We start from the raw sequence: 11824 nt of genomic DNA, 5'->3' as shown, positions 1-11824 counted from the left end.
AGCAGCATTCTGACTGTCGGCCGCCATTCGGATCGCCATGCGTCCTCCCTGGGTGCATGGCGACCCCACGCTCCGCCTCCGCTTCCGGCAGTGAGCCTGGTCTCTGAAGGAGAGATTTTATGTTTTCCCGGTTGATCGCCGCCTATCGTAATCTCGCCAGCCGGTTTCGCGGCCTTCATCAACCTCGATTCTCCATTATGATCGAAAGCCGACAATAATTGTTGTCACGCTTCAGGGGCATATCAGTTCGCCACCACATGGTTTCCAGCATAAGCAACCGTAGCCTAGCTAGGAGTTGGAACCAAAAAAACATTGACGCTGCCTGCACTCCTCGGGGTACTGGCGGCAACCGCTGCTTTCGCCGGTGAGAAATGCGACGTTCCGCCCGAACAGAGACAATCCTTTGAGGCCTTGGGGCGGCTTGCCGGCGATTTCGGGTGGATCATCGACAAGATGAAGATCGACGACGGCTGCGCCGAGCTTCGTGTCACTGATGGCAGCGGGAACGTTCTCAAGGTGAAGATCGACCCTGCAAGGCTGGACGTCATCGATGGCAACATCAAGCGCTTCGGCGGCGGACTGGCCGCGTCGGAAAACGGTGCGGCCAGGGACTGCTGTGCCGGCTCGGAATTCTGTGTTGCGCCCCAGCGAACCTGCTTTTCGAGAAAATTCCGTTGTAATCGGTCGTCGATGCGGTCTTCGACCGGCCGCCGAACCGCACTCGCATCGAACGGGCAGCCAAAGACCGGCCGGTAAATTCACAACAGACCGCCTTCAGTCTACGAACGCGCGTTCGACGACGAATTCGGCCGGCGCAGAATTGGCTCCTTCATTCAGGCCGGCCTTTTCCACCAGCGCCCTGACATCGCGGATCATGCCCATCGAGCCGCAGATCATCACCCGATCAACGGCTGGATCGAACGCGGGAACGCAAAGATCCTCGAACAGCCTGCCGCTCTCGATGAGTGAAGTGATGCGGCCGGTGCGCACATAGGGCTCGCGCGTGGCAGTCGCATAGTGGAAGAAGCGGTTCTGAACCAAATCTCCGATCAGCGGATCCTCAGCTAGGTTCCTCGCCAGTTCCTCGCCATAGGTCAGTTCGGCCACCTCGCGGCAGGTGTGGGTCAGGATAACCTGTTCGAACTTGTCGTAGGTTTCCGGATCACGCACGATACTGGCGAAGGGCGCAATGCCGGTCCCGGTCGAGATCATCCACAACCGGCTGCCCGGCGTCAACGCATCGAGGACCAGCGTGCCGGTCGGCTTGGTCCGTAGCAATATCGTGTCGCCCGGCATAATTTTCTGCAGGTGCCGGGTCAACGGACCATCCGGCACCTTGATCGACAGGAATTCCAGTTCCTCGTCCCACGAGGGGCTCGCGATGGAGTAGGCCCTGAATATCGGCTTCACCGCATTGGGCAGGCCGAGCATCACGAACTCGCCCGAGCGGAAACGAAAACTCTGTGGCCGGGTAATGCGGAACGAAAACAGCCGGTCCGTATAATGCCGAACGGACATCACCTTCTCGGCATGAACCCCGGCGGGAAGCGGAAATTCGGAGGTGGCGGCGTCTGTTTGCTGGCGCGCTGCTTGTGTCATTCCTGGCATCCTGTCTATCAATGACTGATCGGGAGTGGGTCGTGACCGCTAAAACCGGGCTGATGGGTGGCCGCAGCAATCGGCTAGCGCCGCTGCCGACATGCTTCCCATTTGTGCTGGAAAACCTGCGCGTTGCGCAGCAAATGACCCCTCACACGGAAGTCCACTTGCCGTCATGTGACAGGATGTGGGCTTCGACGCCGGCCATGCCGTCGAGCACCGCTACGATCTCCCCGACATCCATCAGGTTGAAGGCGGTAGAGAGCGCATCTGCCAGCGTCGCCTGACCGGCCACGACGGTGACGCCGGCGTGACGCTGGGGAGTCGCCCCGCTGCGCGGATCGATGATGTGGCTGAACTGTCCTTCCGCGTCGAAGCGGAAGCCGAACGGGCTCGACGTGGCGACGGCACGGTCTTCCACTTCGAGCACCTTGAGGATGCGGGCGCCGTCCTGCGGATCGGAAATGCCGACACGCCACGGCCGGCCGCCCGGCGCGGAGCCGATGGTGCGGCTTTCGCCCATGTCGACCATGGAATGCTCGATGCCGCCGGCCCGCAGGAGGTCCACCACCTTGTCGGTGATGTACCCTTGCGCAATGCCGTTGAGCGTCAGCGCGGAGCCCGGAACCGGCAGTTCGATCCGGTCCGACGAACAGGCGATCCGGGCGAGGCCGACCCGTGCGAGGCATTCGCGCACGATCTCGGCGGAAGGCCCGGTCTCGGACGCGCCGGGGGTTGAAAAGTGGCGGCGGTAGGCATCCCATAGCGGCTGCACGGTGGGGTCGAAGGCACCGCCGGTGAGCGCCCAAGTATCACTGCTTTGGCGCAATATCTCCACGAGTTCCTTTGGCGGCGAGACCAGGAAGTGCTGCCGATTGAGCAAGGTGAGGTCGGAATCGTCACGGTAGAGGCTGAAGATACGCTCCAGCCGCCGTACTTCGGCGACCGTTGCTTCCACCAGCTTTTGCGCCTTCGCGCGATCCGGATGATGGATGACAAGCGAAGCCTGCGCGCCCATCGCCTCGCCCTGCCATGTCACTGCCTCGGGCACGGCCGCAGTGCTGCCGAACGGCAGCAGCGCCATGCCGGCCGCGGCGGCGCTGATGCCGATCATGCGGCGGCGGGTCATCGTTCCGGAAATCATGTCAGTGAACCTCCCCGGAAGTCGCAGGCGCGTCGCCTGCCTGCTGTTCCAGAATGTAGCCGCGCGGAACGGCGTCGAAGCGCACGACATCGCCGCCATGGTCGCCGGCAAAGGCTTTCGCCGCTTCCTCGGTGGAGAAGGGCACGGCCTCGGCCGCGCCCATGCCGCCCTTCCGGTCGCTGCCGATGACGAAGAAGGCCTGCCTTGCGTCCACCCAGTTGTCGGCGCCCGGCTCGTCCCAGGTCTGGGCCCTGGCCATGTCGGAGACGTAGATCGCCCTTATGTCCTTCGGCTCCTCCGGCAGCATGGTGAAGGCGATGGCGTCGCGCGCGGAGGAGAACCAGATCGGCTCGTCATATTTGGCGAGGATGACCTGCCCCTTCGGCCCGGCATGTTCGAGGATGTTCATGCCGCAATAGCGGCCCATCGCCTCGTCGGTCATGGCAAAGGGCGCCGGCGGCGGCTCCGCCTCGCGCTGGCAGGCCCCCAGGGTCGGGAGAAGCGCGAGCAGGCCGGCCAGGAGGGCGATCGTCAGGCGCGGTCTCACAGCTCCCTCCTTGAAAAGGCGGCCGCGGCCAACGCCATCGGCGCCACGATCCATGCGACGAGCGCGGTCAGCAGCGCGGCCGGCTCCAGCGCCGCGCTCTGCACGATGCCGCCCATGCCGGAAGCCGCCGCGATCTCGTCCGAGCCGGCGAGATTGAGCAGCCGATAGGCATCGGTCGGGTTGAGCAGGAGCAGCGCGTCCAGGACGCCGCCGCCGACGGACTGCCCCTGGTCGGCGACCAGCAGCCCCAGCAGCGCCATGTCGTAGATGACGACGAAGACCAGCCAGACGCCGATGGCGATGCCGCCGGCGGTGCCGCGGTCGCGCACAAGCGCACTGACCAGATAGCCGATCGCCACGAAGACGGCGCCCAGCAGCACCGACGAAGCCGTCATCGTCGTGAACGCCGTCCAGCTTCCTCCGCCGATCGCCTTGCCGGTAGCGGCGAGCGCGACCGCCGAAAGGCCGTAACCGACACAGGTGGCGAAGGCGATGATGGCGATATGGCCCAGGAACTTGCCGAACAGAACCTGGCTGCGCCGCACCGGATAGGACAGCAGCAGCGTCATGGTTCCGCGATCGATCTCGCCCACGATGGCGTCGTGGGAGATGAGCAGCGAAATCAGCGGCACGATAAAGATGGTGAGGCTGGCAAGACTGATGACCACTACGTCGAGCGCCCCGGCGCCGACCGTACCGGTCGGCGCGCTGCCAAGGAAGGCAAGCGTCAGCGCCAGTGCGGCGAGCAGCCCGGTGGCCGCCAGCACCCAGCGATTGCGCAAGCCTTCGCGCACCTCCTTGGCCGCAAGCAGCAGGATCGTTTTCATCGGCCACCCCTCCCAGCCAGGAAATGAGCATAGAGTTCGTCCAGGCCGGGGGGCACCATGTCGAGGTCCTCGAAGGGCGCACCCTCGCCGGCGGCGCGGCGCAGGAAAGCGGCCTTGTCCTCCGGCGTGGCGTCGAGCTCGATGATATGGCCGTTCACCTGCCTGAGGCCAGCGGGTTCGCCCATCCATTCCCGCAGGCGCCGGGCGCCGCCCTCGGCGGTCCTGATGCGGATCTTGGTGGGCAGCCGCGCCATGTGACGCAACTCGTCCAGCGAGCCGTCGGCGATCTTGCGGCCCTCGTTCATGATGACGACGCGGCCGGCATTGCCTTCCAGCTCGTTCAGCGCATGGGAACACAAAAGCACGGTGGCGCCGGCCGCACCCATTTCGCGCACGATCTCATAGAACTGCTGGCGCAGCGCGGGGTCGAGCCCGGTGGTGGGCTCGTCCAGCAGCAACACCGCCGGCGTGCCGATCATGGCCTGGGCGAGGCCCAGCCGCTGGCGCATGCCCTTGGAATAGGTGCCGACGCGCCGGTCCGCCGCATGGGCGAGGCCAAGCCGCTCCAGCAGCGCGTTCTCCTCGCCCTTGCTGCCGCCCTTGAGCCGCACGTAGAAACGCAGCGTCTCGCGGCCGGTCAGCGCGGGATTGAACGAGACGTTCTCCGGCAGGTAGCCCAGGCGCCGGCGCACGGCGGCATCGCCCGCCGCCGGGTCCTGGCCGAGCACGGAGACCGAGCCGGCGGTGGGACGCGCAAGGCCGAGCATCAGCTTGATGAGCGTGGTCTTGCCGGCGCCGTTGTGGCCCACCAGTGCGATCACCTCGCCGGGGCCGGCCGCGAAGGACACGCCGTCCACCGCCTTGACCCGGCCATAGTGCCGGGCGACCGATTTCAATTCGACATTCAAGCTCATGGCAGTTGCGTTCCCTTGATGCCGACAGGCTTCATCAGCGGATGGCTGTCGACCACGCCGCCGGGAAAGACCGCCGGAAAACGGGCCTGCGCCCAGCGGATGACCTGCACGGCCGGGCTATTGACCAGCACCTTGGCCGCCGGCGCTTCCCATAGGACCCTGTCCATCATGTCGTTGGGCCGGTAGGGATTGTCGGCTATTCCGTCGCCGTCGAGGTCGAAGGCGGGGTTGTCGCTCCAGTAGTTGCCGCGTCCGCCGCTCGACCAGTCGAGCGAGCGGGTGCCGACATATTTGACCTGGTTGCGGTTGCGCACGAAGGCGTTGCCGCTCATGGCGTTGCCTTCGGAGCCGGCGGTGAAGTGCACGCCGATCTCGCAGCCTTCGAAGAGGTTGTCGGAGAAGCGGTTGCGGTTGGCGTTGTAGATGAAGACGCATTTCTCCGGACCGATGCGCGTGCCCTTGCGCGCCTTGGCGGCGGGCGCGCCGGTGCCTTGGGCGCGCGGCATGTCGGGGTCGGCCGCGAAACGCTGGCCGTTGCTGGTCCAGCGGGCGGCCGGCTGGGCACGGCCGCGCACCACATTGCCGCGGATCTCGGAGCCGTTGGCGTAGTTGAACAGAAGGCCGTTGTCGCGGTCGCCGTCCGAAACGTTGTCGGTGACCTTGAGCCGGTCGGAATACATGATCGCATAGCCGACGATGTTGCCGATGGAGCTGTTGCCGGCGATCACGCTGTCGTTGGTGTACATGTAGTGGATGGCGAAGCGCAGGTTGCTGAAAGTGTTGCCGCGGAACTCGTTCTTCTTGCTTGTGTTGGCGAATATCCCATCGCGGCCGAAGCTGATGTCGTTGTCCAGCACCTTGGCCCCCGGCGCGTTCCACACCGACACGCCGTTGCCCGAACGGCTGGTACGGCCCTGGCGCTGGCCTTCGATGCGGTTGCCCCGCGCCACCGCGTCGCGCGAGCCGTGCAACTGGATGCCGTAGAGATTGCCGACGATGCTGTTGCCTTCGATGAGCGCGCGCGTAGCGGTCTCGGCGGCGAACACCCCGGCATCCAGCGTGTCCAGGTCCGTGCCCGAGCCCTCGATGTGCAGGCCGCGCACGGCGGTGTCGGGCGCCTCCAGCGTGACGACGCTGCCGTGGCCGCTGCCCTTCAGCACCGCGCCCGGCTCGCCCTGCAGCGTCAGCGGCTTGGAGAGGACGACCGGCCCCAGATGCTCGCCGGGCGCCAGGCGCAGCACGTCGCCGGGCGAGGCGGCGTCCACCGCAGCCTGGAGCGGTGCTACGCCTGCCGGCACGGATATTTCCGCCGCGCCCGCCGCGCGGCAGGAAACGGCGGCGACAAGCGCCGCCATTCCCATCGTTGCGATATGGAGTGAACGGATCACGTCCTAGACGCCCTGCGGTTCCACGAACATGCGGCCCTTCATCTCCATGTGCATGGCATGGCAGAACCACGAGCAGTAGTACCAGTAGACGCCGGGCTTGCTGGCCGTGAACGTCACCGATGCCGTGGCATGCGGCGCGACCTCCATGTTGACGCCGTAGTTGATGATGGCGAAGCCGTGGGTCAGGTCTTCCACCTCGTCGATGTTGGTGATGTAGACGGTGACCTCGTCGCCCTGCTTGACGCTGAAGCTTTCCAGGCCGAAGGCGGGCGCCGAGGACGTCATGTAGACGCGCACCTTGTTGCCGTCGCGGATCACCTCGCTGTCGATCATCAGGTCGATGCCGTCGGCTTCGGCCTGCTTGACCGCGTCGGCGAAGAACGGATCGGCGCGGTCCCAGATGCTGACCGGATTGATCTTGGAGCGGTGGACGAGGGTGGCGTCGTGCGGTTCGGCGAAGCTCGGGCCATCATGCACCAGCACCATCTGGTCGCCCGAGATATCGATGAGCTGGTCGTTCTCCGGCTTCAGCGGGCCGACGTTGAGGTAGCGGTCCTTGGAGAACTTGTTCAGCGAGATCAGCCATTTGCCATCGGCCTCCTTGGTCTGGCCCATGGAGGTGTGGTTGTGGCCGGGCTGATAATGGACGTCGAGCTTCTGGCGGATCGGATCGACCGCCTCGCCTGCGTAGGAGCGCTTGGCGTCCTCGATGTTCCATTTGCAGATCTGGCTGTCGATGAACAGGGTGGTGTAGGCGTTGCCGCGGCCGTCATAGGCCGTGTGCAACGGCCCGAGGCCCAATTCCGGCTCGGCCACCACGGTGTCGCGCGGCTGGATCTTGTCGTCGAACAGGTCGTCGAACTTGCGCACGTCGAACACGGTGACCGTCGGCGAGAGCTTGCCGTTGGCCACGACATGGATGCCGTCGGGCGCGGTGTTGATGCCGTGCGGGCTGTTCGGCACCGGCACGTAGCGCGTGTAGGGCGAGCCATGGCGCCCGTCGATGACCGGCACGCCGCCCATCTCCTTGAAATCGCCCTTCTTGACCGCTTCCTCGATGCGCTTGAGGTTGAAGATGACGATCCAGTCCTGCTCCTTGGCCATCATCTCGGCAAGATTGACGCCCTCTTCGGAGTTGTAGCAGGTGGCGAAAGCGTATTTGCCCTGGTAGTCGGCGTCGACATTGTCGAGGTTGCCGTCCACCATCACCTGCCAGGCCACGTTCATCGTCTCGCCGTCCACGGCGGTGAAGATGGAGTGATACTGCTTCGGGTCATCGAGGATCTTGCCGTCATTGGGGATCGGCACGCGGTCCTCGCCGTTGGCGAACACATAGCCGGTCTTGGGATATTTCTGCACGCGCAGGCCGTGCACCGTGTGCTGGTTCGGCAACTGGATGATCTTGTCGCACTTCATCACATCGAGGCGGATGCGGGCGACGCGCGTGTTGGCCTTGTCGTTGACGTACAGATAGCGGCCGTCATACGTGCCCTCCGTCTGGGACGGGTGCGGGTGATGCAGATCGCCGTTGAGGTAGATGCCGCCGCGATCCTTCAGGAACTCCTTCGTTTCCGGCAGCAGCCCCTCGGTCAGGATCTTGCGGCTCTCATTGGTCTCGCCCCAGCCGGTGGCGCTGCAGCGGTTGAAGACGGGGATGCGCATCAGTTCGCGCATCGAAGGCGCGCCGACGATGCGCACCTCGCCGGTCTGGCCGCTGGAGAAGAACACGTAGTATTCGTCCAGTTCCCCCGGCTTGACCTCGAATTCCTGCCCGCCCGCGGCTCCTTGCGCCGCGGCAGGCGAAACGACGCCTCCGTTCAGCGCCAGTCCGCCGCCGACGCCCGCGGCCCCGGCGGCGGCCATGGCGGCGGTGGTGCCCAAAAGCTGGCGTCTGCTCAGGATCGTCTTCCTGTCCTGATCTTCTTGCGACATGCTCCGTCTCCTTCTGGTTGGCGTGTCAGCCTGTTGCATTCGTGTCTTGCTGCGAAGCCGCCACCGGCACACCCTTGTGGCTGATGACCGGCTTTGCGGGCCCCTTGCCCGGTTTCGTCGGGTCTTTCGCGGCGGGTGAGGACAGGGCCTCGAACTTCTCCCGCTTCAGCCGCACCTGGATCATGTGCGGGCAGCGGTGGTCGTCGTGGTAGAGTTCCTGGCAGTGCATGCAGTAGATGCACTCGTTGACGTTGATCTGCCCTTCGGGATGGATCGCCTCGACCGGGCATTCCTTGGCGCAGCGCTGGCAAGGCGAGCCGCATTCGGGATAGCGCTTGAGCCATTCGAACATGCGGATGCGGCCAGGAATGGCGAGCGCGGCGCCCAGCGGGCACAGGTAGCGGCAATAGAAACGCTCTATGAACAGTCCGGCCACCAGAAGCGCCACGGCGAAGACCACGAACGGCCATTCGCGGGCGAATTTCAGGATGATGGCGGTCTTGAACGGCTCGATCTCGGCATAGGTCTCGGCCAGCGCCACCGAATAGAGCGACAGGCCGAACAGGCCGAGGAAGATCATGTACTTGACCGGCCACAGCCGCTCGTGCAGGCCGAAGGGCAGCTTGATCTGCGGCACCTTGAGCCATTGGGCGAGATTGTTGGTGAGTTCCTGCAAGGCGCCGAACGGGCACAGCCAGCCGCAGAACGGCCCCCTGCCCCAGAACAGCAGGCCCGCGGCCACAGCCGCCCACAGGATGAAGATCAGCGGGGCGGCGAGGAAGAACTCCCAGTTGAAGCCGGTGACCAGCGAATTGACGAAGGTCAGCACGTTGACCACGGAAAGCTGGGCGTTGGCGTACCAGCCGAGCCAGACCAGCGTGAACAGCAGGTAACCACGCCGCACCCAGGCGAACAGGCGCGGACGCCGCACCAGCCAGTTCTGGAAGAAGAAGATGGCGGTAAGCACCAGAAGCGCAAAAACCGTGATGCCGACCTCGACCGTGTTCAGCTTCCATATCCTGATCCACAGCGCCTCCTCGTCCGCGAAGCTTTGTGCGGCGGCAGATTCGGGAGCAACCTCCGCGGGCACAGCCTCGGGGGCGGCCTGGGCAGCGGGCTGACCCGCCGGGACTGGCGCCGGCGCGGCTTTCAGATAGCGGTCGGGCAGCGTGTAGCCGAGGTTGAAGGGCAGCGTGGCCTTGTCGCGGGCGCCGAAGCTGCGCTGGACGAGAAGCTGCAACTCCCACGGCTCGGAAAGGTCGAGCGGGAATTCCTCCGGCACCGTGAACAGTGCAATCTCGCGCAGATGCGGCGCGCCCGCCGCGGCGAGGTCGCCCAGACGCGTATGATCGCGGTCGCGGAAGCGTACGCCCTGGCCGTCCTGCATGAGTTCTACGCGGTCGAATATGCCGCCGCGCACATAGCCCGAGCCCTTGAAGGAATAGGCGCCGTCGCCGGCCACGACGACCGCCTGCTGGCCGGGCTTGAGCTTCTTCTGCAAGCGTTCGTAGACGGCTTCGCCCAACAGGCTGCGGCCGATGGCGGGCACGCTGACCGGGGCAAGGTAGAGGTCGATGAAGCGATCGTCCGGATTGCCGGTCTCGGGCCGCTCGGCCGCCTGTCCCTGGCCGGCATCAGCGAAGGCTTTCGTCACCTCGCCCACGGTCAGGCGCAGGCTGCGCACCGAACCGTCGCCGACCAGCGTATTCCAGTCGAGGATTTCCGACACCGAGGTGTCCAACACCCTGGCCGGAACGGCCGCAGCGCCGGCGGCGGCCACGCCCTTCTGCCCCAGGCGCCCGCTGCGGATGAGCTTCACGGCGGAGCGCACGACGCTGTCGCCCATCACCAGCACGGTGACGGTGGCGCCGCTGACGATGTCCACCTGCGGAATCTGTTCCTGCCCGGCCGCGACCCGGCCGAGATCCTTGCCGATCAGCGAATTCAGCGAAGCGACGACCTTGGCCTCGGGAATGCCTATGAGGACGATGGGCTCCTTGTGCTCGACCAGCTTGAAGCCGCGCACGACGCCATTCTCGTCGATGCCGACGAGAATGCGGATCGGCTTGCCGGAATAGCCGACCGCGCTGGTGTAGTCGGTGTTGAGATAGGCATAGCCGACCGTCTCGCCGCCGGAAAGCACGGGCACGAGCGGCGGGCTTCCTTCAGCCTTGCCATAGGCGTCGGCGCCCGGGATCAGTTCGGCCGCCGGCGTGGCGGACAGGAAGTCGCCCAGGCTTTCGCCCTCGGCCCGGACCGGCGCCGCAAGGGAGGCAAGGCAGGCCAGTACGGCGACCACGCACAGCAAGGAGCGCAAAAGCCCTGCGGCGATGCGTGCCTGACGGCCCGCGCCCGACCTGCGCCCCCATCTTGTCGAGGAAATGCTCACTGGTTTCCGCACCTTTTCCCCCGCCCCTGAAACGGGCGGTTTTGCCGGCGCAGGTGTCGGTGGTTTCGCTCGTTACGTCCTTGATCCAGCGCAAGCATGACCCTGTCCCAGTGCAAAAGCCGTCTTGATCCAGCTCAAATCAACTAACTGATAGTTTATTTATAGTTACAGAGTACGAAAGTTCGATCGGACAGCAATGTGGAGGGCTGTTTCATTGATCCGCCTGACATCCGAACCGTCGACGCCGATCCGCTCCATGGACGAGCTGCTCGCGGTCGCCATGGCGATGGAGAAGGAATCGGCCGACAGATATGCGGACCTGGCCGCGCGCATGCGCGCGGCAGGCCGGCAGGAATTGGCCGAAGTCTTCGATCGGCTGGTGCGCGAGGAAAGCGGCCATATCGACATGATCGCCGGCTGGTCGCAGCAGCTTCGCCACCATGAGCCCGACACGCTGACGGCGGAGGCCATGCCGCATGGCGTGTTCGACGACGAGAATATGGCACTCGTCTCGCCCGAACTGCTGGACGCCTACCGCTCCCTTGCCATCGCCGTGCGCAACGAGGAGCGGGCCTTTGCCTTCTGGTCCTACGTGGCCGCACAGGGGGCGTCGCCGGAAATCCGGGACGCCGCCGAGCGGATGGCGCGCGAGGAACTGGAGCACGCAAAGACGCTCCGGCGCGAGCGGCGCAAGGCGTTCGTCCGGCACCGCCACGAGATGGCGACGGGGCAGGAGCCCTACGACCTGCCCCTGCTCGAACTGGAAGTCAGCAAGGCCCTCGAGGAGCGTTACCGCATGAACGAGAAACAAGGCGAATATCGCGGCCTTGCCGAGGAGGCACGCATGCTTTCCAGCGACCTGGCGGCAGATCCGCTACAGGACCCCGCACCCGCAGGCCCGCCGCCGCCCCGCACTCTGGACGCATTGTGCGAATGGCTGGCAGACTACTACATCGAGGCCGGCGAGCACCTGCTTTCGCAGGCCGCCCGCGACCGGGCCCAGAAGTTGGCCACGGCGGCAGTCAGGCGCCTCGCCCTGGTGCGGCATCTCGAAGCCGCATAGCTGAAGGACAGTCGTCGTTCT

Annotated in this window: 10 protein-coding genes; 2 read left to right on the top strand and 8 right to left on the bottom strand. The window is 65.3% G+C overall.

Translation table 11 applies throughout. From position 1 onward, the window contains the following. Nucleotides 1-312 precede the first annotated feature (312 nt). Nucleotides 313-756, top strand: a complete 444-nt coding sequence (locus ACTDI4_RS22440) for a PepSY domain-containing protein (RefSeq protein ID WP_442843236.1) — start codon at nucleotides 313-315, stop codon at nucleotides 754-756. A gap of 18 nt (nucleotides 757-774) precedes the next feature. Here the strand turns inward: ACTDI4_RS22440 and ACTDI4_RS22435 are convergent, their stop codons facing one another. The 8 genes from ACTDI4_RS22435 to ACTDI4_RS22400 all read right to left on the bottom strand — a co-directional run bounded on the left by ACTDI4_RS22435 (nucleotide 775) and on the right by ACTDI4_RS22400 (nucleotide 10668). After that, nucleotides 775-1599 (bottom strand): ferredoxin--NADP reductase, encoded by an 825-nt coding sequence (locus ACTDI4_RS22435; protein ID WP_442843437.1) that lies wholly within the window; start codon nucleotides 1597-1599, stop codon nucleotides 775-777. A gap of 151 nt (nucleotides 1600-1750) precedes the next feature. Continuing rightward, nucleotides 1751-2743 (bottom strand): FAD:protein FMN transferase, encoded by a 993-nt coding sequence (locus ACTDI4_RS22430; RefSeq protein WP_442843235.1) that lies wholly within the window; start codon nucleotides 2741-2743, stop codon nucleotides 1751-1753. Nucleotide 2744: 1 nt separating this feature from the next. Then, nucleotides 2745-3278, bottom strand: coding sequence for a nitrous oxide reductase accessory protein NosL (locus ACTDI4_RS22425; RefSeq protein ID WP_442843436.1), 534 nt, complete (start codon nucleotides 3276-3278; stop codon nucleotides 2745-2747). A gap of 8 nt (nucleotides 3279-3286) precedes the next feature. Next, nucleotides 3287-4117, bottom strand: coding sequence for an ABC transporter permease subunit (locus ACTDI4_RS22420; RefSeq protein ID WP_442843234.1), 831 nt, complete (start codon nucleotides 4115-4117; stop codon nucleotides 3287-3289). Next, complete coding sequence (locus ACTDI4_RS22415; protein WP_442843233.1) at nucleotides 4114-5031, bottom strand: ABC transporter ATP-binding protein; 918 nt, start codon at nucleotides 5029-5031, stop codon at nucleotides 4114-4116. Before ACTDI4_RS22415 ends, ACTDI4_RS22420 begins: the two co-directional genes overlap by 4 nt. Next, nucleotides 5028-6386 (bottom strand): nitrous oxide reductase family maturation protein NosD, encoded by a 1359-nt coding sequence (locus ACTDI4_RS22410; RefSeq protein ID WP_442843251.1) that lies wholly within the window; start codon nucleotides 6384-6386, stop codon nucleotides 5028-5030. Before ACTDI4_RS22410 ends, ACTDI4_RS22415 begins: the two co-directional genes overlap by 4 nt. 36 nt (nucleotides 6387-6422) lie before the next feature. After that, entirely contained in the window at nucleotides 6423-8351 is a 1929-nt protein-coding gene (nosZ, locus tag ACTDI4_RS22405; protein ID WP_442839800.1) for a TAT-dependent nitrous-oxide reductase, read from the bottom strand. 25 nt (nucleotides 8352-8376) lie between these two features. Continuing rightward, nucleotides 8377-10668 carry a 4Fe-4S binding protein gene (locus ACTDI4_RS22400; protein ID WP_442843435.1) on the bottom strand — a complete coding sequence of 764 codons (2292 nt, stop codon included), beginning with the start codon at nucleotides 10666-10668 and terminating at the stop codon, nucleotides 8377-8379. Between the two features lie 286 nt (nucleotides 10669-10954). On the opposite strand from ACTDI4_RS22400, the gene ACTDI4_RS22395 reads away from it, so the two are divergent. Then, the gene (locus ACTDI4_RS22395; RefSeq protein WP_442843232.1) at nucleotides 10955-11803 is read left to right on the top strand and encodes a ferritin-like domain-containing protein; all 849 of its coding nucleotides are present in this window, start codon (nucleotides 10955-10957) and stop codon (nucleotides 11801-11803) included. Nucleotides 11804-11824: the final 21 nt, after the last annotated feature.

This window comes from Mesorhizobium sp. PUT5 (assembly GCF_052216645.1).
GTDB lineage: Bacteria > Pseudomonadota > Alphaproteobacteria > Rhizobiales > Rhizobiaceae > Mesorhizobium.
Note: the sequence above shows the minus strand (reverse complement) of the source record. Positions and strands in the feature narration are given on the sequence as shown.